Raw genomic sequence first — 24,909 nt, forward strand, 5'->3', positions numbered from 1 at the left:
GTGGTATAAGTGAGTCTGCCACTCTTTTTTTGTTCTATAATCACAAACGCTAATTTAGTGAATATATTGATATTATAAGGTTGAATGGAGGTGAATATATGGCTATTTCTCAATCTGATTTTGTTTTGAGTGAAATTCCTGATCCAATAAAAGTTGTTTTAGGAATGGATGGAATTTTTAGGTTGATGTTTAAAAATACAAGTGCGACAGAAAGAGGATATAATCTAACTGTAGAAATGACGTTACCAGATGGAGTATCATATGTGGATAGTTCAATAATACCAACATCAGTAGAAGAAAACCCGGATGGAACTGTTAAAGTATCATGGATAAACATAAAAGATTTAGCACCAAATGAAATAGATTACAGTATTGAAGTCAAGGTGAAATCAGATGATACATTCAGAAGTACAGGACTGCCTGTGCCTTTTGATGTACCTTTGGTAAGTGTAGATATAACTGCGACAGTAGATACACTGCCAAGAGGAGATGAAGATATAGGTAATGTTAAAATAACCAAAACAGATTCAGCAAACTTCATACCTCTTAGATATAATCTTTTAAAAACAGCTCCAAGTAAGATGCCTAAAGGAGCAGGATTAATATCACCAGATTTATCACCATTATGGCCATATCAATATAAATTGACAGTAATGAATAATATAAGAGAACCATCTACTGTTACACTGATAGATAATTTACCAAATGGAGTAAGATATTTAGGTGGTTTAACAGTAAGTGGTCCAGATTCAATAGAACTATCATCACCGAATATAATCGTACCAACTCCTGGACCAGATTGTCAGGATTATGTAACTTTAGATTGGCAAACAGTAACGTTATCAGAGGGTTCAGTAAACATAATAACTTTTGATGTAGCAATTTGGGATAACTATACAGAGGGATGTGAAGAAAATAGCGGAGAAAGGATACCGCACTCAACACCACTTCAGAATGTAGCGATATTAGAAGGGATATCAGGGCCGGTACAAGCAGTAGCTACTACTAGAGCAATGGATGCTACAATAGATAAAACGGTAGATAAAAAAATAACAGATGTAGGAGAGATTAACACATATACTTTGACATATAAAATAAATCAATATGATGATATAGATTCATTTACGATAACAGATATAATAGAAGACGGTCAGGAATACAATGTAGGTTCAGCATCATTAGCTCCTGATTCAGTTACAGTAAATCCAGATGGAACTACAGAATTAGTATGGAACTTAGGTTATCTCAGTAAAGGAACAACAGGAACAATAACTTTCACAACAACAGTAAAATCAAATTATTCAAGTGGAGAACCAGTAAGTTCTGATGATGTTTTATCAGATAATGTAAACATAGATGGTATTAACCAAACAACATTAACAAATACACCGGATACTTCGAGTGCAAGTTCAATAATACGAAAGCCAAATATAAAGAAAGAAATATTAAATTATTACTATAAAGATGGGACCTTAAAGCCTATGAATGTAGCAGCACCAGGTGATGAAGTAGAGTTTAGGATAACATACAGTTCAGTAGGAATAACAGCATCACAGAAAAATATAGAGATAGATGAATATGCTCCACTTAATATGGGGCCATTAACAGCGGGTATGCCTATAACTTATGGTGGGACTTTACCAGGGCCATTTACACCAGTTACAGTATCACCAAATGGTCTTAGATGGTCAGCAGGAACAGTACCAGGGAATACAATATGGACAGCTACGTTTAAAGTACCAGTACAAAATATAGATTTTGTAGGTGCAAGAAATAATTTAGCCAAGTTAGCAGGAGAAAATACAAAAGGTTTTGCTTATAGCGAAAGAGATCAGGTAGAAGTAGTATTTGGAGAACCTAATATACAATTTCAAAAGACAGTAACAGGACCGAATATAAATGCAATAAAAGCAGGAGAGACATACACATATAGCATAACAATATCGAATATGCAGAATGCAGAAGGAACAGTAGTAGATGCGTTTGAGATGGATTTAACAGATGTAATACCAGATGGGTTGACATATGCAGGGACATATACAGTTACAGGAACAGGAGAATATGACGATCCAGTATTTTCAGGTCAGAATGTATCAATGACGATAAAGAAATTAGCACCAGACGAGAGTTTGACATTAAGCTTTGATGTAACAGTAGATTCGACGATAGTAAGTGGCCAAGTATTTACAAATAATGCTGTATTACAAAGACCTTATTCTCAGCCTGATAGGTCATACCAATATCCAGGTGAACCTTTTACAGCTCAAACTACTTTAAAAGCAGAGAGTATAGAATTATTTAAATTGGTTAAACCACTTTTTGCAAAAATAGGAGATATAGTCACTTATATAATACAAGTAACTATACCAGAAGGTACAAACGCATATAATGTACAGGTTATAGATACTTTTCCAGATACAACGCAAACATATATAGCAGGAAGTGCAACAAAGGATGGAGTACCAATTACACCTACAGTTTCAGGAGGAACAGTAATATTTCCAGTGATACCGTATATAGATGCTACGGCTAGTTCTGTTGATATAATATATGCTTTTGATGTTAGAGTTATAGGAGGAACTCATGAATACCCATATATTGAAAAGCAGATAAACAAAGCTGAGGTAAAATGGGATATGGATATTTCAGGACCACCAGCTGTGCCAGTTAGTACTTCAGCAACACTAGAAGTAAGGACTCCTCATTTAAGAGGGTTAAAGGAACAGCGCAATGTAACTAAAGGAGGCAGATTTACTAAAAGAGGCATTAATTATGAAGTGGGAGATGTAATAGAATATAGAATATCAATTACGAATGATGGAGCAGAGACGGCATTTAATACAATTGTTACAGATGAATTAAATTCACTTCTTTCATTCAATTCAGGTTCAATTATAACGACACATGGCACAGCAATAGAATCAGGAGGTACTATTACTTGGAATATACCGATATTAAATGTAGGGGAAACAGCAACATTAATGTTTTCAGTAACGACATTACCTGGGGTTGCTGCAGGAGGAAGAATACCAGATAAAGCCTCTTTCGTTTATAGCACTAATAATAATGGATTTGAAGTAACTTATGGTCCAGATAAAACAAATACAGTTAGGTTAAGAGCTCCGAAGGTTGGTATAGAGAAAAGTGCATCGATAACAGAAGGTGAGATAGGAGACGACATAACATACACAATAACCATAACAGTACCAAATGGAACAATAGCATATACGCCACTTATAGAAGATATATTACCAGTAGGGCAGACATATATAGGGCCAGCTACCAGACAAGAATTACCAAACCCACCAACAACAGTCGTACCGACAATATCGGGTCAGACAGTTACTTTTCCTATTAATTCAGATATAGATGCAACTAGTGGTCAGAGAACTATTATCTATACTTTCCTTGCAAGAATTACTAGTGCTACTCATAATCCACCTTTTTATGAAATTCAAACTGATACTGCAAAGGTAAAATGGGCTATTACTTCTGGCGGCTCATTTAAGAGAGAAGAAGAGGATGAAATAAATATAACAGCAAGAACTCCAAACATAGCAATATTGAAAGAGCAGACGAACTTTACGAATGGAGGAAGTTATACAACAGAAAATATATCAGGTTTACCAGAAGATTTGATATATTATCGTTTGACAGTAACTTCGAATGGAGCTTCGCCAGCTTATAATGTCAATATACAGGATGTGTTAAACAGTAATGTAACGTTTGTAGGTATAATTTCAGGGCCTACAGAAGGAAGTGTTGTATTATCTGGAAATATATTGACATGGAATATACCTCAGTTAGATACTGGAAATTCAGCAACACTTGAATTTGCAGTTTCAATAAATTCAGGAATAGGTGCTGGAGCAGAGATAACAGATAATGTAACGTCAACTTATGATTCTAATGATGTAAATCCTATCACGTATACAGAAGATTCGAACTCGGTTTTATTGAATATACCATTATTAGAAATTGAAAAGACAGCTTCTACGAATGTTGCTGCTATTGGAGATACAATAACGTATACGTTAAAAGTTACAATACCTTATAAAGTTAATGCATATAATTTAGTTATTAAGGATGTAATACCAGCTCGACAGCAGTATGTACCTGGAAGCTGGTCACCAGGAACACCAACTATATCGGGTAATGAAATAACATTTAATGAACCAACTACACCACAAACAGGACCACAGACTTTAATTTATACATTTCAAACAACTGTCATAAGTGGTACGACAACCTATCCATATACTGAAATACAAAGGAATTTAACAGAAGTTATATGGGATATTACACCTACAGGACCTGAAGCACCTCCAGTTTCAGATTATGTTGATGTTGAAATTAGAAGTCCTCATATAATTGTACTAAAAGAACAAAGGAATGTTACGCAAGGTGGTAGTTTTACAACAGGAACTTTATTAGGAGTAGCTACAGGAGATATAGTGGAATATAGAATAACGCTTACAAATGATGGTGCAAATACAGCATATAATGTTATAACGACAGATAATCTTGATCCTTCTCTAACATTTACTGGTGTTGTAATATCACCACCTGGAACTGTAACGTCATCTGTTCCATTAGGTTCGCCTGATGGTACTATAACTTGGACAGAAACAAGTATTGCGGCAGGTGAAAGTAGAGTATTAGTTTTTTCTGTTCAAGTGAATTCTGGACCACCACCAGGAACTAGTATATTAAATCAAACTTCAACAGTATATGATACTTCGCCAACAAATCCAACAACTTTAGGACCAGAGTTATCAAATATAGTAGGTTTTAATTATACTCTACCTAAAATAACTAAGAATGTTGATAAGAGTAGTGTTTTTGTAGGCGATACTGTAACTTATACGATTGAAATAACTATACCAAATGGTAATATAGCTTATGATGTGCAAGTAGTAGATAATTTGCCACCTAATCAAAGTTATGTACCTGATAGTTTAACAAGGAATGGAGTTCCGATCATACCATCTCCAACATTAACATTCCCGCAAGAAGGTACAATAGATGCTACAGCAGGGGCTGTAACGATAGTTTATACATTTAAGGCAGTTATTGATTCAGTAAGTACGTCTCCACAGGATATACAGATAAATACAGCAACAATTAATTGGAATACTGCTCCAGGAGGGCCAGCTGGAACACCACAAACTGATACAGTAGAAGTATATGTAACAGATCTTAATATTGAATTGTTAAAAGAACAAAAGAATTTTACTACTGGAGGTTCATTCACGACTGATCTTATACAAGTTTCTGTCGGAGATATTATTCATTATCAATTGACAGTTACAAATCCAAGTCCAACTTATACACTTTATAATGTTACTGTTGAAGATAATTTAGATAATTTACTAAAATTTATTAGTGAAGTTATTTTGCCACCAGCTGGAGTTATTGTTCATACAGGAGAATCGAGTAATGGCAAAATCATTTGGTCGATACCATCTATTCCACCATTGACAAGTTATAGTGCAGTTGTTGCTGTTAAAGTATTACCTGGAGGAGTAGCACAAAGTAGTATTTCAGATAATATATCAGCAACTTTTTCAGTAGTTAGTGGACCTAGCCCAACCTATGGACCTATACTATCAAATTCAGTTGAAGCTAAGCTTCCTTCATTACAAATCGATAAATCTGTGTCAAAAGATGATGTAGAAATAGGCGAAATTATTGAATATACGTTAAGTGTTACAGTACCAGAAGGAACTATTGCATATAATGTGGTTTTGACAGATATTTTACCAAATGGGCAAGTTTATGTAGGTGAAGCTACTAAAGATGGAGTATTAGTTTTTCCAAGCATATCAGGACAATTAGTAACATTTGATACTGAAGATTTAATAAATGCAACGACAAGTAGTGTAACCATTGTATACACTTTCAAAGCTAGAATAGTAATGGGGGCTGCATCAGATCCATATATAGAAACTCAAATAAATAATGCAGAAGTAAACTGGAATATAGATGCATCAGGTACACCTGCAGTACCTTCAAAGACATCAAAAGATGTTATAGTAAGAAGTCCATTTTTCCTAATTACAAAAGAACAAAGCAATGTAACAAAATTTACTGGTTATGAGATAAATCCTATTTTTGTAGAAACAGGTGATATAGTAGAATTTAGATTATCAGTAGAAAATCTAGGTAAAGCGCCAGCTTACAACGTTGTTATAACAGATGTACTAGATCAATTTGAAGATTATAAAGGAGTAGTAGATATTTCAGCTGGTACTATTGCATTTGATGCATTAAATAAAAAGCTTACTTGGATAATAGATGTATTAGATGTTGATACTGTAGAAGTGTTAAGTTTTAGAGTAGAAATATTAGGAGGAATATCTGCAGGTGGTGAAGATTCTAATATAGCTACTGCTTATTACGACACTAATCAAATAACTCCTATAACTTATGGACCATTTAATTCTAACGAAGTTGTTCAAATATACCCTAATGTACGGATAGCAAAAACATCAAATATTGATAATGCTGCTGTTGGAGATATAATAACTTATACTGTTGAATTTATTTTACCGAAAGGAACTGTGGCATATAATGGACAATTTACTGATATATTACCAATAGGACAAATATATAATGGTAATGCAACACTAAATGGGGTTCCTATTACTCCAGAAGAAGTGGTTGGTCAATTCATAGCGTTTCCAAAAGTCCCTTATGCAGAAGCTGTAGGTGCAGATGCTGTATTTAAGTATAAGTTTGAAGCTAAAGTTGTATCAGCTATTGTAGATCCTGTAAGTTTAGTAGAAACACAAACTAATGAAGGATATGGTAATTGGGATCTTGAACCAGGTATTCCAGCTAATCCAGTAAATGATGTCAAAGAGATTAAAGTTACAGATAGTACAGTAGATATTTATAAATTTCAAAGAAATGCTTCGAAAGAAGAGAATTTCACAGATAATCCAATATATGCTTATCCAAATGAAACTATAGAGTTTAAGATACAAATAGTTAACACAGGGCCAAGAACAGTTTATGATATTGAAGTTGCTGATATATTATCAGACAAATTGAAATTTATTGAGTCTATATATGTACCAGCAGGTACCATTTTAACTCATAGTGGTGAAACTCAGGGAGGTACAGTTAAATGGCTGATATCATTACTTGAGCCAGGAGATTCTTTGGAGGTTATCTTTTCAGTAAAATTACTTGATGCTGTAATAAGTCCTATTTTCAATAAAGCTTTGGCTAGTTTTAGAATTAGTGAAACAAATCCAGATAGATTTGGTAATTTGTCATCAAATACAACTCAGATAAATATACCTCTTCAATCTGAATGTATTATTGCAGAAAAGATTTATAGTCAGTGTTTGAAAAAGATATGTCTTTATGATATAGAGCTAAATATTCCACAGGGTTATATGATAGATAGTATAAAATTTAATAAAGGAGAAATTGTACCTGGTTCTTTAAAAATAATAGAAACAGCTAAGCAGCATTTTAGAAGAGTTACTTTTTTAGTAACAATTAGTTATATTATAAGGTTAAGAAATGAACTGAATGAGTATTTAGAGTTACAATGCAAGTTACCGGATTATGAAGTCAATATAGTTATGTTCATACCAGAACATAATGATGAACAACAATTTGATATTTTGCTAGACACATATAGTAATGTACTTTATATTGATGAAATAAATAAAACATTTATAGTAGGAATTTATAATATTGTATCGGCTGCATTAAAAACACAACTACTAATTCCTTCATTTGGTTATTGTCAAGATATTTTAAAATATGAATGTGAAGGTATGTGTGAAGATTTTGGTGATATGAATATAAATTCATATGAAGATTTTTATCCAAAGCAAGAATAAAATAGTCCCCGATTTTTTAGGATTGAGCTTGTAGATAAAATAAATTATTTATGAAAATAACGCTCATGCGAAAGAATTTAGAAAAAACTTAAGGCTCAAATTTTTAGAAAATCCTAATGCACCTAATCAAGACGTCCTGTCTTGTAGGATGCTGGCTTAGCGTCCTGCTAAGCCTACGGATTTTCTCAAAAATTTTCTCCTAGTTTTCTAAACTAAATTTTTTCAAGCATTTGCTTTTATTTTCATGTATTTTTTAAAAGATTAACTTTGTTTACAAGTTCAAATAATCCCTGATTTTTTCGGGGATTATTTTTTGATAGATTTATATTAGAATATACTTAAGAAAATATGGATATATTTTTTTGAATGATGATATAATTTAAATAATAAATAGTAACTAATATTATGAAGGGTGGTAAATTTATGGGTGATATTATTGATTACAAAATTTATGGAGATGACATGCAGATTGTTGAGATTGAATTAGATCCTAATGAGGGAGTAAGAGCAGAAGCAGGTGCTATGATGTATATGGAAGACGGTATAGTTATGCAAACTTCTACTGGTGGAGGACTGTTTAAAGGTTTCAAGAGGATGATTACAGGAGAGAGCTTTTTTATTACAACATTTATGTATCAGGGTAGAGGAAAAGGTCACGTTGCTTTTGGAGCACCTTATCCTGGGAAAATAATACCTATTCAATTAGAAAAATATGGTGGAAGATTTTATTGTCAGAAAGATGCTTTTTTATGTGCGGCTAGAGGTATTGATATAGATATAGCTTTTACAAGAAGATTAGGAGCAGGCTTTTTTGGTGGAGAAGGTTTTATACTTCAAAAATTAGAAGGTAGTGGTATGGCTTTTATTCATGCAGGTGGTACAATTATAAAAAAAGAGCTAGCCCATAATGAAACCATACGTGTAGATACAGGATGTATTGTTGGTTTTGCACCGACTGTTGATTATGATATTCAATTTGTTGGAGGATTCAAAAATGCATTGTTTGGCGGGGAGGGTCTTTTTTTAGCTCAGTTAAGAGGACCTGGAGAGGTTTATTTGCAAAGTCTACCTTTATCACGTTTAGCTGATAGAATATATGCAGCAGCACGTTTTCATCAAGTTGGTGAAAAAAGAGGAATAGGAGCTAGTATTTTAGGAGAAATATTTGATGGCGATTAGATTGATATTTTTGTATTGAATATATTAAGCTATATGGTATAATAGAAAAAAATAGAACAAAAAGCTATGACTAAGAGTAGTAGGCATATACCTAACTAAAGCGATTCGAGGATGGTGGGAGCTCGAAGTTAAGGGTATGCTGAATGGACTTAGGAGTGTGGATTCGAAATTCAAGTAGAATTCAACGCATGCCTGCGTTATGGGCCAAAGTGGACACAGAGTCAAGTAGAGTGGTACCGCGGAAGCTAACCTTTCGTCTCTATAAATATAGAGAAGAAAGGTTTTTTTCATAGATTAAAAAGAAAAGGAAGGTGAGAAAATGAGCGATAAAAAAGTAATTTTAAGCGGAATTAAACCTTCAGGAGAATTGACACTTGGTAATTATTTAGGAGCAATAAAAAATTGGATTAAGCTTCAGGATGAGTATGAATGTTTTTATTGTATTGTTGATTTACATGCTATTACTGTACCTCAAGTGCCAAAAGATTTAAGAAGAAATACTTTAGAGATTTTAGCACAGTATATTGCTAGTGGGATAGACCCAGATAAAAATACTATTTTTATTCAGTCTCATGTTAGTGAGCATGCAGAATTAGCTTGGGTTTTGAACTGTTTAACTTATATGGGTGAATTAAATAGAATGACACAGTTTAAAGAAAAATCCAGAAAAAACGAAGCTAATTTAAATGCGGGGTTATTTACTTATCCTGTATTAATGGCTGCAGATATATTATTATATCAGGCTGATTTAGTTCCTGTTGGTGAAGACCAAAAGCAGCATTTAGAATTAGCTAGAGATATAGCTAAAAGATTTAATAATAGATATAGTGAAACATTTAAAATTCCAGAAGTTTATATATCTAAAATAGGAGCTAGAATAATGAGCTTACAGGATCCTACAAGTAAAATGTCTAAATCAGATGGCAATGAAAATGGATATATTTTACTTAAAGATAGTCCAGATACTATCAGAAGAAAGATAAAAAGAGCTGTTACAGATTCATTGAATAGAGTTAAGTATTGTGATGAACAGCCTGGAATTAAAAATTTGATTACTATTTATTCTAAGCTTTCAGGTGACAGTATTGAAGAAATTGAAAAAAGGTATGAAGGACAAGGATATGCGAAGTTCAAAGATGATTTAGCTGAAGTAGTAGTTGAAGGATTAAGACCTTTAAGGGAAAGATTTGAAGATTTAATGAAAAATAAAGATTATTTGGAGAAGGTTTATATTGAAGGAGCAAATAAAGCACAAAGAGTAGCAAGAAAGACTCTAAGCAAAGTTTATAGAAAAGTTGGATTTATTCAGAGAAAATTTTAAAGATGCAAAAAGTACCCCCCACTGTGTAATCATTATTGTGGGGGTATTAATATATCTTGAAAAGTGAATATTAGTGAAATAAAATTTTTATTGAGCAATATGAACAGTATCGACAACAGTTCTTTTTACATAGCTGTCTCCACAAAGGCAGCGATATTCCTGTTCTTTATATTTTTTATAAATATCACATTTGAAATAATAATCATCACTACTATCATAGTGCAAATGTGTAGCATAATAAATCCAATCAGTATATGTAGGGTCTCCTGCTTTTTCATATCGATGCGGTCCTTGCCATATAGGACAAGGAACATAGTTTGGACTAATTAAAGAACCTTTTTTAAAGCTGATATTTTCTTGTGCATATATGGATTCAATAGGCACAAGTATTATTAAAGCTAGAAGAAAAAGTAATATAAAACGTTTTTTAAACATATAAAAAACCCCCTTTTAATGTTTTAATTTATTAAAAATTAATCCTAATAGTAGCATAATGTATTTTTTTAACACGTCAAGAAAAAATTGACATAAAATCAATATTATATTACAATATATTAAAAAAAGGTATAGGAGGCATAATATGAATACGAATATCAGAAAACTATTTGCATTATTTATAATTATAAGTTTAATAACCGGATGCACTCAGTCAATTTTTACAACAAAAGACAATGATACGCTACTTCATACATTGTCTTCAGATTTATATAGAGGACGCATGATTGGTACAGAAGGGAATATTTTAGCAGAACAAAAGTTAGTTGATATCTTTAAAACTATAAGGTTAGAACCTTATGATGGAAAAAGTTACTTATATGAGTATGAGCAAACTTATTATCCTTTGGACAAGCAGAAAATTACGATGATGATAATGTTTAATAATGAAAAGTCTTATCGTTTAAAATATGGAAAAGATTTTCTAGAGAAAATTCCTATAGCCAATTTTGATATGGAATGTCCCGTAATATCAAATATAAATGAGTTGCCAGATAAAGATGTTTTTATATTAGTAGATGGAATGCAGGTAGATGATTTTGAACTTACAAAGATTATGGATTTAGAAAACATAAAAGCAGTTTTATTTAAGACAGATGTATTAAGAAGAAATATAAGGGTATGGCCAAAAAGTAAACCTTTTTTTCAATTAGAACCGTCTATATATGATAAACTTGTTAATGCATCTAATTCAAAAGCACATATAAAAGTAGAGATGACTGAGGAAAAAATAAGAGCAAATAATGTTATAGGGAAGATAACAGGAAATGGTAATAAAGAAGCATTAATTATATCAGCTCATTTTGATCACGTTGGATGGGCAGGAGATACCATTTACAATGGGGCATTAGATAATGCATCTGGGATATATGCTATTACAGAATTAGCTAAGAGGTTAAAAAAATATAGTGAAAATCATTTATTTCCTAGAGACATCTATATTTGTGCTTTTAATGGTGAAGAAACGGGACTAAATGGAAGTAAGAGCTTTGTAGAATATATAAAGCAGAAATATGATAAAGTTGTTGCGATTAATTTAGATACGATTGGATTAAAAGGAGGTAAAGTTTTTGATATTGTTGGTAATCAGCACGTGAGTGGAATGCTTATTGAATCAATAGCTAAATATTTAAACGATCGAGACATTAGGTGTAATATATTATATACAAATAATTTAGTGAGCGACCATATTGCTTTTTCTGATGCACATATACCTGCATTAACAATAGGTGAACAAGATATATCATATATTCATACAGAAAAGGATACGATAGACATTATTGATATACAGAGAATTAACAGATTAGTGAATGAGCTATTTGAATACATAATAACAGAGTAAGATAAAATATTTGATAATGAAAACTTGTTCGAATGTAAAGAACATATTTCAAACGAAGCAGAAGAAGAATTTGATGAAAAATATCAAGCTTTTTATCAAGAACAAATAACAAATGTTCCTTTTGATAAATACAAGGTAGTAAAATATGATGGTAATGGTATATTTATTTATAATATAAACAAAATTTTCTATTCTGTTGATGAAGTGAATTCTATTTATGATAAATTACATATTGAAGAAAATTATAGTGGATATGAACTTTGTTTTATAAATATTACAGATTTATCATGTCCTGATGTAGATTATGAAGCGATTGAGTTAAATAAGTTATATGACCGTCAATTATCTATAGAAACTATTGAAAGATTAAAATTAATATATAAGAATAAAAATAAAGAAACGAAGGGATTTTATGTTGCTATTAGTACATTGCCAATTTCATTATCACAATTATCACAAGATAATCCTTTTGAAACTAAAACAATTTATGTCGGTAACAGAGCATATACTATCTTATATGATAAGAATACTAATATTGTATGGGAAATAAATTTTAAAGTAAATGATGAATTACATATATCTTTATTAAGAGGAGAGATTATTGAGAGAGAAAATCCAGTAATAAAATCTGATATGAAAGTTGACAATATAGAAGATATTAAGAGATTTATTAAATTTGTTGATGTTTCTAAATTAACTAATTATAAATTTCAACAAAATCTACCTTAATTCATTTAAATCGAAGATTTTATTCCAGTAATGAATGATTTTTATTATATGTAAATCAAGTAGCAGAAATTGTAATTTCTGCTACTTAATAGTTTCAATAGCTTTTTTAGCAAATTCAGTTGTTACTATTTTATCATAAGGAGCTCTTTTATCAAGTTCTCCAGCTAATTCCATGATATGCATTAGATGATCTAGACCTTCTTTTGTTAGTACAGGGTCAGGTTTCCAAGTATCTTGCTCTTTATATCTATTGATAACTGTAACTAGAAGTTCCTTATCTGCATCTGGGAAATGAGGTTGTATAGCTTCTGCAACTTCTTCAGAAGAATGATTTTGTACCCAAAGCATACCTTTATAGATTGCGTTTGTAAAGCCTTGAATTATGTCTGGATTTTTTTCAATATAGCTTTTTTTAGCACAGTATACTGTATATGGGATATAACCTCCTTCTTTACCTATTGAAGCAACTATATAACCTTTACCTTCTTTTTCCATCATTGAAGCGGTTGGTTCAAAGAGGGTTGTATAGTCTCCTTCTCCACTTGTAAATGCTCCTGCCATCATTGCAAATTGTATATCAGTACGTACATTTACATCTTTTCCAGGTTGAAGACCGTGTTTTTTGAGTACATATTCTAGAGTCATTTCAGGAACTCCACCTTTTCTTCCACCAAGTATAGTTTTCCCTTTTAGTTTTTCAAATGAAAAATTAGGATCCTTTTCTCTGCCTACTAGGAAAGAACCATCTTTTTGAGTTAATTGAGCAAAATTAATAGCATAGTCCTTTTTACCTTGATTATACACATAGATTGATGCTTCTGGTCCCATAAAACCTATATCAGCTTGATCACTTAGTAATGCAGCCATTGATTTATCTGCACCTTTACCATTAGTTAATTCTATTTTAATACCTTCTTCTTCAAAGAAACCTTTTGTTAACGCTACATATTGTGGAGCATAGAAAACAGAATGTGTAACTTCAACTAGTCTTACAGTTTTAAGTTCTTCTTTTTGACAACCTATTAATAAACTAGATATTATAAGTATGGATATTAAAAGTAGAGAAAAGCTTTTTGCTAATTTCATATTAATCCCCCTTAAGTTTTTGGTTTAAAATTATTATATTCAGTTGCAATTTCAACTGTTACACATGCAATTGAAAATATATTTAAATAAAATCTTAGATTATGCAGGAATTTTTAATGTAAAGTGCAAATAATTATATTAAGCAAAGTAAATGGGTAACATAGTTCTTGTACATATATTAATAATTATTTATAATCTATAGGGAATTATGTTCCTTATTAAATTGAGAATAATTTTGAATATAATTTCCGTAATGGATATGGGCAAAATCTTCCTTAATTTATTTGAATCGAAGATTTTGTTATAATATTGTATGTAGGCCTTTTGGTATTCATTGGAAATAACAGCATTATCATATTTTAACAGAAGAGGTGTATTATGAACATACCTAATATACTCACAACAATTAGGTTTTTATTTATACCAATTTTTATAGTTATTTTCTATTCATCAATAGAGAATAATATATTATATGCTACATATATTTTTATATTGGCTGGAATTACTGATGTTTTAGATGGATATATTGCTAGAAAATATAATATGGTAACTAAGTGGGGAGCTGCGCTTGATCCTTTAGCAGATAAGCTTATGCAGATTACTGTTTTAGTGTGCTTTACAGATAAAAAATATTTACCATTATGGGTTATTACAGTTATAGGTATAAAAGAAATTTTGATGATATTAGGAGGATTATTTTTATATTATTTCGTTGATAAAACTGTTATTCCAGCTAATAAATATGGTAAGATAGCAACAGTATCATTTTATATTGCGATTTTATCTATCGCTTTTAAAGTAAATAAATTAATAAGCTTTTTACTTGTTTCAGTAGCAGTTGTACTTACGATTGTAGCATTTATTAACTATTTGATTGGATTTAGAGAAATAAATCGTACAAATAAGGAAAAAAGCATTGACAAATAAGATAATTATTATATAATATATTAAAAATTAGGTGCTAGGTACTGGTTAAAATATAAGATAAAAGCGTTGAAGGAGAGGAGTAGGTAAACAACCTTCAAGAGAGCGAAACCCATTGGCTGGAAGGTTTTGCAAGGCAATGTTTACTGAAGGTAGCTCTGGAGCTTCTAGGCTGAACTTAAGTAGGCCTGGACGGTTTTACCGTTATTTAAATGAGAGCCAGATATACCTTTAATATCTGGAAATAAGGTGGTACCGCGAAAATACCCTTCGTCCTTATGTTTGGATGAAGGGTTTTTTATTGGGAATTGAAAGGATTTTGCACTTAAAGGAAGTGATTATATGTTTAAATTAGGAGGAGCTTTATTTATAATAAGTGGATTAATTGTATTTGGTTCTGATTTATATTTTAAAAAGGGTAAAATAAAAACTCTGAAAGGCTTATTAAAAATAAAAATATTTGGACTATTTTTATCAATTTTAGGAGCATTATTAATGTTTTATGGTAAATAGATAAATATCAATAACAAAAGTTTTATGAATAGTTAACACCTTTAGTCTTTAGCTTTTTACTTTCTGGTTTGACGAATAGCGAATGGCGAAAGACCAATGACGATAATTATGAGGAGGGAAAAGTATGGAAAGAAATTTAGCGAAAAAGTATAATCCAAAGGATTTTGAAGAAAGAATTTATAACTATTGGAATGAAAATAATTATTTTAGAGCTGAAGTTAATGAAGAAAAAGAACCATTTACTATTATGATGCCACCACCTAATGTTACTGGTAGTCTACATATGGGGCATGCTTTAAACGGTACTTTACAGGATATTTTAATAAGATGGAAACGAATGGAAGGTTATGAAGCTTTGTGGCTACCAGGTACTGATCATGCAAGTATTTCAACAGAGGCTAAAGTTGTAGCTAAAATACGCTCTGAAGGTAAGACAAAAGAGCAAATAGGTAGAGAAAAGTTTTTAGAGGAAGCTTGGGATTGGACAGAAAAGTATGGTGGCAATATAAGAAAACAATTAAGAAAACTTGGAGTTTCTTGTGACTGGTCAAGAGAAAGATTTACTTTAGATGAGGGGTTAAGCAAAGCTGTTGAAGAAGTTTTCATAAGATTATACGAAAAAGGTTTAATTTATAGAGGGAATAGAATTATAAATTGGTGTCCAAGTTGTAAGACAGCTATTTCAGATGCTGAAGTAGAACATGAAGAAAAGCAAGGCAAGTTATGGCATATTAAATATCCTGTTAAAGATAGCGATGAGTATATTGTTATTGCTACTACTAGACCTGAAACTATGCTTGGCGACGTAGCAGTTGCTGTAAATCCAGAAGATGAAAGATATAAGCATTTAATTGGAAAGAAATTGATATTACCTCTAGTTAATAGAGAAATACCTGTTATAGCAGATGAATATGTAGAAATGGAATTTGGTACTGGAGCTGTTAAAATAACTCCAGCACATGACCCAAATGATTTTGAGGTGGGATTAAGACACAATTTAGAGCAAATAAAAGTGATGAATGATGATGCAAGCATTAATGAATTAGGTGGTAAATATCAAGGAATGGATAGATATGAAGCGAGAAAAGCAATAGTTAAGGATTTGGAAGATAGAGGTTATCTTGTAAAAATTGAAGACCATAATCATAATGTAGGTCATTGTGAAAGATGTAATACTGTTGTTGAGCCTATCATATCAAAACAGTGGTTTGTAAAAATGGAACCTTTAGCTAAGCCAGCATTAAAAGCATATAGAGAAGGAAGATTTAGATTTATACCAGAAAGATTTGGTAAGATATATGTTCATTGGTTAGAAAATATTAGAGATTGGTGTATTTCAAGACAGCTTTGGTGGGGACATAGATTACCTGTATATTACTGCCAAGACTGCGGGGAAGTTATAGTTTCAAGACAAGAACCTGAAAGCTGTCCTAAATGTGAAAGTACAAATATTAAGCAAGACCCTGATACTTTAGATACATGGTTCTCATCTGCTTTATGGCCATTTTCAACTTTAGGATGGCCTGAAGATACGCCAGAACTTAAATATTTCTATCCAACAGATGTGTTGGTAACAGGTTATGATATTATTTTCTTCTGGGTAGTTAGAATGGTATTTTCAGGATTAGAACATATGGGAGATATTCCGTTTAAAAATGTTTTAATTAACGGTTTGGTTAGAGATTCATTAGGAAGAAAGATGAGTAAATCATTAGGTAATGGTATTGATCCACTTGAAATAATAGATAAGTATGGTGCTGATGCTTTAAGATTTACATTAATTACTGGAAACACACCAGGAAACGATATGAGATTCCATATGGAAAGAGTTGAAGCTAGTAGAAACTTTGCAAATAAGTTATGGAATGCGTCAAGATTTGTTTTAATGAATCTAGGTGAAGAGTTAATCGAGTATGATTTAGCATTTAATTCACTAAAAGAAGAAGATAAATGGATAATATCTAGAGTTAATAAGGTAGCAAAGGAAGTTACAGAGAACTTAACGAAATTTGAATTGGGTATTGCAGCTCAAAAGATATATGATTTTATTTGGAGTGAATATTGCGATTGGTATATTGAAATGGTAAAACCTCGTTTATATGGTGATGATGAAGCAAGCAAGAATACTGCAAGATATGTGCTATTATACGTATTAAAAGACCTTCTAAAATTATTGCATCCATTTATGCCATTTATTACAGAGGAAATTTGGCAACACTTACCAAATACAGAAAGCAGTTTAATAATAGCAAAATGGCCTGTATATAAAGAAGAATATAATTTTGAAAAATCTGAGAGAAGAATTGGTTTTATAATGGAGGCTGTAAAGAATATCAGAAATATAAGGGCAGAAATGAATGTAGCTCCTTCTAAAAAGGCTAAAGTGATATTTGTAACTAACAACAATGATATTAAGAATATGCTAAGCGAAGGAGAGATTTATTTTACTACTCTTGCAGGAGCTTCAAGTATAGAAATTAGAGATAATAAAGATGGTATAGGTGAAGATGCGATGTCAGCTGTAGTAGAAGATTGTGAAATATATTTACCTTTAGAAGAACTAGTTGATATTGCAAAAGAAATAGAAAGATTAGAAAAAGAAAAAGAGAGATTAGAAGGGGAATTAAAAAGAGTAAGAAACAAGTTATCTAATGAAGGATTTATAAGCAAGGCACCTAAGCATATAGTTGATAAAGAAAGAGAAAAAGAAGCTAAGTATCAAAATATGATGGAAAAAGTGCTTGAAAGATTGGAAAGTTTAAAGAGAAAATAGAGAAAAGCTAAGACTCCTTAATGGGGTCTTAGCTTGTTGATAAATTAAATTATTCATGAAAATAACGCTCATGCGAAAGAATTTAGAAAAAACTAAAGGCTCAAATTTTTAGAAAATCCTAACGCACCTAATCAAGACGTCCTGTCTTGTAGGATGCTGGCTTAGCGTCCTGCTAAGCTTACGGATTTTCTTCAAAATTTTCACCTAGTTTTTTAAACTAAATTCTTTCAAGCATTCGCTTTTATTTTCATAGATATAAAAAAAGTTTGTTTACAGCCTGAGACTCCTGTTAAGAGTCTTAGCTTATAAATAATTTGGGGAGTGAGATGATGAACTATAAAGAGGCGTTAGAATATATTCATGGCACAAGAAAATTTGGAAGTAAATTAGGACTTGAAAATATAAGGATTTTACTAGATTTATTGGGCAATCCCCATAAAGGTTTAAAAATAATACATGTAGCAGGGACTAATGGTAAAGGTTCAACTTCATCTTATATTTCGACTATATTGACTGAGGCTGGTTATAAAGTAGGATTATTCACTTCGCCATATTTAGAGAGGTTTACAGAAAGAATTAGAATAAATGGTATAGAAATTGAAGATGAAAGGTTAGCTCAAGTTACTACAAAAGTTAAAGAGAAAGTTGAAGAAATGGTAAAAAAAGGTTATAATCATCCTACTGAATTTGAAATAGTAACTGCGATAGCTTTTGTTTATTATAAAGAAGAAAAAGTTGATTTTGTAGTACTTGAAGTTGGGTTGGGTGGAAGATATGATTCTACCAATATTATTGAAAATCCATTGGTTTCGGTTTTAACTCCAATTTCATTAGATCATAAGGATATACTTGGAGATACTATAGAAAAAATTGCCTGGGAAAAGGCAGGAATAATAAAAGAAAATGGACTTGTTATAAGCCATCCTCAAGTAGATGAAGCACAAAAAGTTATTGAGGATGTTGTTAAGGATAAGAATAGTAAGCTTATAATAGCACCTGTTGAAGATATAGAAGTAATTGAATGTACGGAACTAGGCAGTAAATTTAATTTTAAATTTAACGAAAAGACTCTTAAAAATCTTAAGATTAATCTTATAGGAGAGCATCAAATAAATAATGCTTGTGTTGCTTTAACAGTTATATTTATTTTATTAGAAAATAAATATGTAGATATTAATGAAGATAGTATTAGAAGAGGTTTATTAAAAACTAAGTGGAAAGGTAGATTAGAAATATTAAGACGTAATCCGACATTTGTCATAGATGGTGCACATAATTTAGCAGGAGCAAATTCTTTAAAAAAGTCTATCAAGGAACTTTTTAAATATAATAAATTAATTCTAGGCATTGGAATACTTGGCGATAAAGAAGTTAATAGTATATTGAATGAATTAGTTCCTCTAGCAGATGAAATTATTATTACAGAGGCAAATAATCCAAGAAAACTTGCGGCAGAAAAATTAGCAAATATTATTGAGAATTTTAATAAGAAATATTTAATTGAAAAAGATATAAAGAAAGCTGTAAATAAAGCTTTGGATAAGGCAGAAGAAGATGATCTTATATTATTTTCAGGCTCTTTATATTTAATAGGTGATGTCAGAAAAATTATTATGAATGATTAGTTATTATTTTTCTCCCATTGAATAAAATATATATATATTCAAGTGGGAGGTTGGTTATGTCTGAAACAGGGTACAAACCATATAAAAATTTAGAAGATTATGTTTTACTAGAAGAGGCTTATTCGAAAATGGAAAAACTAAGGCTTTTATCATCATTAGATGATGAAGAAAAATACTGGGAAGAAGCTAATGAGTTTAATGAACTGATTATTGAGATAAAAAGAAGAAATATAACAATTGATAAAGAAGTATGGATTAAAAAAATAATAATTGATATATAATTATAATTTAATTAATCACCTCTATTCACCCTTATTATTAAATGTGCATAAACTGATATAAGGGCGAGCAAGACAGAGGTGATTATTTTTATGAAGAGGAAAAAACTCGTTGTAGCTAATACTGAGAATGATACGTTGACCTTGGTAGATTTAGAAAATAAATATGAAGTAGAAAATATATTTCTCAATAATAATAATATTGGTAGATGTAAAAAACGAGTTAATATTTCAAGTATAAACAGACCATGTATAGGACCTCATCATATTATTAGAGGTAGTAATGACTCAATAATATATACAGCTAATTCATATGATAATAGTGTTTTTAAGATAGATATAAACAAGAAAGCAGTTATAGATGCTGTTTATGTAGGAAGCTGTCCAAAACATTTAGAGTTGTTAGATGGATGTATTTTTGTTACAAATACAGATTCAAATTCAGTTTCAGTAATAGATGAGAAGGAATTTATATTATTAGAGAATATACCTGTAGGCGAGAAACCTCATGATATTAAAATAAATAGCAGCAAAAATCGAATTTATGTAGCTAATAGCAGCGGTTATAGTTTGAGTGTAATCTACTTAGATAGTAATAAAATAGATAAAATTAGACTTAGGTTTAATCCTTTTCATATTGGAATAAATAAGAATAGAATATATATATTATGTACCCAGTCAAATGGAATGCAACAAAGTATAATACAAGTATTAGATATAAAAGATAATATATTACTTACAGAATTAGAAGTAGAAGGGGTAATTTTAGATATGGTTGTTATAGAGAATACAGACATATTATATACAACTAATGCTCTTGACGGTTTTCTCTATAAAATTAATATTGAGAAGAAAAATATACTTGAAAAGTATTATTTAGGAGGAATGCCTAATTGCATACTCTACAATGGTGATAATTTATTATTTATTTCAGATGCTTTAAAAAATTGTGTTATTGTATTTGACTATAAAAAAGGTAAAATAATAAAAAATATATCAGTGGGTTTGGAGCCTAATGGATTAATCTTAATATGATATAAAGAGAATAGACAGGAAAAAACCTGCCTATTTGTTTTTTATAATCCATAGGGAATTATATTCCTTATTAAATTGCGTATAAATTTGAATATAATTTCCGTTTATGGATTTCAAGAAAATTTTCCTTATAATATTTATTTAAATCGAAGATTTTGTTACTATTAATAAATCTAATATTTTTTTATAGATTTCTTGAGGATTTTCTTTCCAATTATTACAAATGAGTTTTGCTTGTTTATTTGAAACTACATTCAGAGACATATTGAATAGAGTAATGTCTTTTTCTATGACTTTTAGATTAACAATATACTCTGAATCATTCTTTTTATAGTAATTACCAATAATTTGAGTTTTCTTAATCATTTCTTCTTTCTTTTTTTTGTAATTATTATCAATTTCAAGCTTTATTTTTTCTGGTATTCTATCTATGAAGTAATTAAGAGTATTTTTACCTTGCTCTGTGATATGGTAGTATTCACTGCCATCTTTTGTAGTTATTTCAATAAATTTTGAGGATACTAGCTCACTTAAAAATTGTTGTACCATAAAGTAATTGACCATATAATTGTTTTCGAGAACAAACTGTGTAATTTCAGAATTAGTCATTGGGAATTCTACAATATCTAATATGTATAGAAGCAAGAGTTTGTGTTGTGCTAATTCTTTAGTATTTTCGACAAACATAATGCCACCTCTTTTTTTCTAGATATGTGATTATAAATTTGATTATATTGATTTCACACATCTTAAAATAAATCATATTAAAATTATAACATATAAAAAGGAGAAGTGGCAAAGATGCCACTTCTCCTTTTTATGATTTATCTTCCAGACATTTGTCTTTCAGCTTGCTCAATTAGCCTTTTAACCATATATCCACCAACATAACCATTTTGTCTAGAAGTTAAGTTTCCTTTATCTATACTATTATAATTAGATAAACCTAATTCATTAGCTATCTCTATTTTCATTTGCTCAAGGGCTTGCTTAGCTTCTGGAACAACAACTCTATTTCCTCTAGCCAATTTTTTTCCCTCCCAAATAGATTTATTACCAACATCATATTTGATGTTGTATTATTAATATAACCTTTTTTTTATTTTTATATCCATGAAAATATTAAAAATTGGTATATTTTATACTATTTATTCATATAATTAATATTTTAGGAAAAAATTGATTTAATACTTGATAGTCAATAGTCAATAGACTAATAAGTAATGATTATTTACTAATGAATAATAATTATTGACTAATAGCTGTGTTATAATAAATTTAGCATTGTAAAAGAAAGGAGAATCATATGAATTTAACTTTTAGAGAAAAGATAATAGAAAAAGCGATTAGTATGGGTGCTTCTAAAGTTGGATTTGCTAAATTAGAAAACTTCTTACCTGATAATTTTTCTCACTTAAAATCAGGTATTTCTATTGTTGTTAGATTATCTGATCAGATAATGAATGATGTAGTAGATAAACCAACTCATACTTATTTCCATCATTATAGAACAGTAAATTTTTTAATAGACCAAATTACTTTAGCTATAACAAATATGATTCAAAATGAAGGATATCTTGCTATGGCAATACCAGCTTCTCAAACTGTTAAAACAGAAACAGATGCATATACAGGAATTTTTCAACATAAAACTGTTGCAACTTTGGCAGGTTTAGGATGGATAGGTAAAAATGCTTGTTTAGTTACAGAAGAGTTTGGATCAAGAATAAGATTAGGAACTGTGTTAACAAATATGATTTTTCCATATGATGAGCCGATAAAAAACTCAAAATGTGGGGATTGCAATATTTGTGTAACAAAGTGTCCTGCTTTGGCTTTGAAAGGGAATAATTGGCACCAAGGTGTTGATAGAGAGACTTTAGTTGATGCGTTTGCATGTAGTACTTATATGAGTGAACAATATAAAGATATAGGTAGAGGTTCAGTATGTGGTTTATGTATTTCAAGTTGTCCAAGAGGAACAAAAGTTATTAGACCATGATTTAGCGGCCTTTAATAGGCCGCATTTTTAAGTTAGTTTTCTTTTTATAGGAGTTTTTACGTCTTTTCTAGTACCATGCTTATGTTTGCTTTCAAGCTGAGCTTTTTGGGATTCTGCCTCTCTATAAAAATGTCTTTCATCATTTGTTATTGTTATAGCAGAGTATTCTGTCTGTTTTCCTTTAATATTAGTAAAGGTACTTTTTCTTATAGACAATAAACACATCTCCTTTTTATGATCTTTAAAAGATTTTGTAATTAATAGGAAAATTTCAACTATGAGCTAATCGGATTATAGTTTCAATTTAATAGGATGTGTTATAATTAAATAAAATCTATATTTATATTTTAACCCTATGAAAAAACATAATACTTCAAATTTTTTCCGACAAATAATATTTATTTTAAAAGAACAAAATTTTCGATTCAAATAAATTAAGGAAGATTTTGCCTATATCCATTACGGAAATTATATTCAAAATTATCCACAGTTTAATAAGGAATATAATTTCCTATGGATTATTAAATAAGGTTTTAATACGTTGCAAAGAGGTATATAGAGATATTAGGGGGGATATTTTGAAAAAAGTAATAAATATAACAGTAGTAGTAGTAATTGTACTTTTACTTTTGACTGGATGCAATAAAATAGAAGAGGTAAACAGTAAGATTTCAGTTGTTGATGAAGTTTATAATAAAGTGGAAGAAACCAATAATATTATTAATAAAAAAGATAGTAAAGAAGATAGTAATCTAAAGAATCCTTTTGAAAAAATAGATTTATCGAAAAGACCAAATGAAGTAGGTCAAATAATGATATTAATGTATCATAACATTGGAAACAAGGAAAGTGAATGGGTTAGGACAGTCGAAAATTTCAAAAGAGATTTAAGTGTATTATATGAAAAAGGATATAGACCTATAAGCCTCAAAGATTTTGTGAACAATAATATAAATGTTGAGGCTGGATATACACCTATAGTTATTACTTTTGATGATGGTAATAAAAATAATTTTAATATAATTGTAAAGGATGGTAAGAAAATAATTGATCCTAATTGTGCAGTAGGTATTTTGGAAGAGTTTCATAACCAGCATCCTGATTTTCCTTTAGAGGCAACATTTTTTACATTTGGAAAAAATCCTTTTAGACAAAAAGAACTTGTAGAGTATAAGCTTAAGTACTTGATTGAAAAGGGATTAGATATAGGTAATCATACAATTGGACATAATAATTTTACTAATTTAGATTCTAGTAGTATACAAAGGGTAATAGGTCAAAATGTTGAGTTTTTAAGTAGTATTTTAAAAAATTATGAAGTAAATATGTTAGCCCTTCCATATGGAAGTAGACCTAAAAACAAAGAAAATGAAGTTTATTTAAAAAAAGGTGAGTATAATGGAATTAATTATAATAATATAGCTATATTAAATGTAGGTTGGAAGCCTTCTTATTCCCCAATAGACAAGAGATTTAATCCTTATTCAATACCAAGAGTTAGGGCAAGTGAGACTAATGTTGATAATGTAGGTCTCTATAACTGGTTAGAATACTTTGATAAATTTCCTCAAAAAAGGTTTATTAGTGATGGCAATCCAGATGTTGTAACTGTACCTAAAAAGTTTGAGGATATTGTAGATAAAGATAAATTAAATGGTAAGTTGCTTTATATTTATGAAGAGAAGGAGTAGAATTTATATCTTTTAAGATTATTGATAAATTAAATTATTTATGAAAATAACGCT

Annotated in this window: 18 protein-coding genes and 2 other annotated features; of the genes, 13 read left to right on the top strand and 5 right to left on the bottom strand. The window is 30.3% G+C overall.

Annotated elements, in window-relative coordinates; genetic code table 11:
• The first annotated feature begins 98 nt into the window (after window positions 1-98).
• The 3 genes from BFN48_RS05895 to trpS all read left to right on the top strand — a co-directional run bounded on the left by BFN48_RS05895 (window position 99) and on the right by trpS (window position 10,362).
• Window positions 99-7,862, top strand: a complete 7,764-nt coding sequence (locus BFN48_RS05895) for a DUF11 domain-containing protein (protein ID WP_069649973.1) — start codon at window positions 99-101, stop codon at window positions 7,860-7,862.
• Between the two features lie 423 nt (window positions 7,863-8,285).
• Window positions 8,286-9,041, top strand: a complete 756-nt coding sequence (locus BFN48_RS05900) for a TIGR00266 family protein (protein WP_069649974.1) — start codon at window positions 8,286-8,288, stop codon at window positions 9,039-9,041.
• Between the two features lie 57 nt (window positions 9,042-9,098).
• Window positions 9,099-9,305: a binding site (T-box leader), on the top strand.
• Window positions 9,306-9,360: 55 nt separating this feature from the next.
• Complete coding sequence (gene trpS / locus BFN48_RS05905) at window positions 9,361-10,362, top strand: tryptophan--tRNA ligase (protein WP_069649975.1); 1,002 nt, start codon at window positions 9,361-9,363, stop codon at window positions 10,360-10,362.
• 87 nt (window positions 10,363-10,449) lie between these two features.
• Here trpS and BFN48_RS05910 read toward each other — a convergent pair whose 3' ends face one another.
• The gene (locus BFN48_RS05910; RefSeq protein WP_069649976.1) at window positions 10,450-10,797 is read right to left on the bottom strand and encodes a hypothetical protein; all 348 of its coding nucleotides are present in this window, start codon (window positions 10,795-10,797) and stop codon (window positions 10,450-10,452) included.
• 145 nt (window positions 10,798-10,942) lie between these two features.
• Between BFN48_RS05910 and BFN48_RS05915 the strand changes: the two genes are divergently transcribed.
• Window positions 10,943-12,199, top strand: coding sequence for a M28 family metallopeptidase (locus BFN48_RS05915; RefSeq protein ID WP_069649977.1), 1,257 nt, complete (start codon window positions 10,943-10,945; stop codon window positions 12,197-12,199).
• 24 nt (window positions 12,200-12,223) lie between these two features.
• Window positions 12,224-12,928 (top strand): hypothetical protein, encoded by a 705-nt coding sequence (locus BFN48_RS05920; protein ID WP_069649978.1) that lies wholly within the window; start codon window positions 12,224-12,226, stop codon window positions 12,926-12,928.
• An 81-nt stretch (window positions 12,929-13,009) separates the two neighbouring features.
• Here BFN48_RS05920 and BFN48_RS05925 read toward each other — a convergent pair whose 3' ends face one another.
• Entirely contained in the window at window positions 13,010-14,014 is a 1,005-nt protein-coding gene (locus tag BFN48_RS05925) for an ABC transporter substrate-binding protein (protein WP_069649979.1), read from the bottom strand.
• A 378-nt stretch (window positions 14,015-14,392) separates the two neighbouring features.
• Between BFN48_RS05925 and pgsA the strand changes: the two genes are divergently transcribed.
• The 6 genes from pgsA to BFN48_RS05950 all read left to right on the top strand — a co-directional run bounded on the left by pgsA (window position 14,393) and on the right by BFN48_RS05950 (window position 21,162).
• Window positions 14,393-14,941 carry a CDP-diacylglycerol--glycerol-3-phosphate 3-phosphatidyltransferase gene (pgsA, locus tag BFN48_RS05930; RefSeq protein WP_069649980.1) on the top strand — a complete coding sequence of 183 codons (549 nt, stop codon included), beginning with the start codon at window positions 14,393-14,395 and terminating at the stop codon, window positions 14,939-14,941.
• A 57-nt stretch (window positions 14,942-14,998) separates the two neighbouring features.
• Window positions 14,999-15,219, top strand: a binding site (T-box leader).
• Window positions 15,220-15,280: 61 nt separating this feature from the next.
• Window positions 15,281-15,451: a hypothetical protein gene (locus tag BFN48_RS12425; RefSeq protein WP_176718834.1), complete on the top strand. Its 171-nt coding sequence runs from the start codon at window positions 15,281-15,283 to the stop codon at window positions 15,449-15,451.
• Window positions 15,452-15,575: 124 nt separating this feature from the next.
• A complete protein-coding gene (locus BFN48_RS05935; RefSeq protein WP_069649981.1) occupies window positions 15,576-18,224 on the top strand; it encodes a valine--tRNA ligase in 2,649 nt (882 codons plus the stop codon).
• 329 nt (window positions 18,225-18,553) lie between these two features.
• A complete protein-coding gene (locus BFN48_RS05940) occupies window positions 18,554-19,849 on the top strand; it encodes a bifunctional folylpolyglutamate synthase/dihydrofolate synthase (protein WP_069649982.1) in 1,296 nt (431 codons plus the stop codon).
• Window positions 19,850-19,905: 56 nt separating this feature from the next.
• A complete protein-coding gene (locus BFN48_RS05945; protein WP_069649983.1) occupies window positions 19,906-20,130 on the top strand; it encodes a hypothetical protein in 225 nt (74 codons plus the stop codon).
• Window positions 20,131-20,220: 90 nt separating this feature from the next.
• Window positions 20,221-21,162: a YncE family protein gene (locus tag BFN48_RS05950; RefSeq protein WP_069649984.1), complete on the top strand. Its 942-nt coding sequence runs from the start codon at window positions 20,221-20,223 to the stop codon at window positions 21,160-21,162.
• 141 nt (window positions 21,163-21,303) lie between these two features.
• Here BFN48_RS05950 and BFN48_RS05955 read toward each other — a convergent pair whose 3' ends face one another.
• Window positions 21,304-21,849, bottom strand: a complete 546-nt coding sequence (locus BFN48_RS05955; RefSeq protein WP_069649985.1) for a DUF4364 family protein — start codon at window positions 21,847-21,849, stop codon at window positions 21,304-21,306.
• A gap of 137 nt (window positions 21,850-21,986) precedes the next feature.
• The gene (locus BFN48_RS05960) at window positions 21,987-22,190 is read right to left on the bottom strand and encodes an alpha/beta-type small acid-soluble spore protein (RefSeq protein WP_054870665.1); all 204 of its coding nucleotides are present in this window, start codon (window positions 22,188-22,190) and stop codon (window positions 21,987-21,989) included.
• Window positions 22,191-22,468: 278 nt separating this feature from the next.
• Here BFN48_RS05960 and BFN48_RS05965 point away from each other — a divergent pair, with 278 nt between their 5' ends.
• Window positions 22,469-23,164, top strand: a complete 696-nt coding sequence (locus BFN48_RS05965; RefSeq protein WP_069649986.1) for a 4Fe-4S double cluster binding domain-containing protein — start codon at window positions 22,469-22,471, stop codon at window positions 23,162-23,164.
• Window positions 23,165-23,191: 27 nt separating this feature from the next.
• On the opposite strand, the gene BFN48_RS05970 is transcribed toward BFN48_RS05965, so the two are convergent.
• On the bottom strand, window positions 23,192-23,380 hold the full coding sequence (locus BFN48_RS05970; protein WP_069649987.1) for a hypothetical protein: 189 nt from the start codon (window positions 23,378-23,380) through the stop codon (window positions 23,192-23,194).
• Window positions 23,381-23,742: 362 nt separating this feature from the next.
• Between BFN48_RS05970 and BFN48_RS05975 the strand changes: the two genes are divergently transcribed.
• Window positions 23,743-24,855 (top strand): polysaccharide deacetylase family protein, encoded by a 1,113-nt coding sequence (locus tag BFN48_RS05975; RefSeq protein ID WP_069649988.1) that lies wholly within the window; start codon window positions 23,743-23,745, stop codon window positions 24,853-24,855.
• The last annotated feature ends 54 nt before the right edge of the window (window positions 24,856-24,909 follow it).

The organism is Caloranaerobacter ferrireducens (assembly GCF_001730685.1).
GTDB lineage: Bacteria > Bacillota > Clostridia > Tissierellales > Thermohalobacteraceae > Caloranaerobacter > Caloranaerobacter ferrireducens.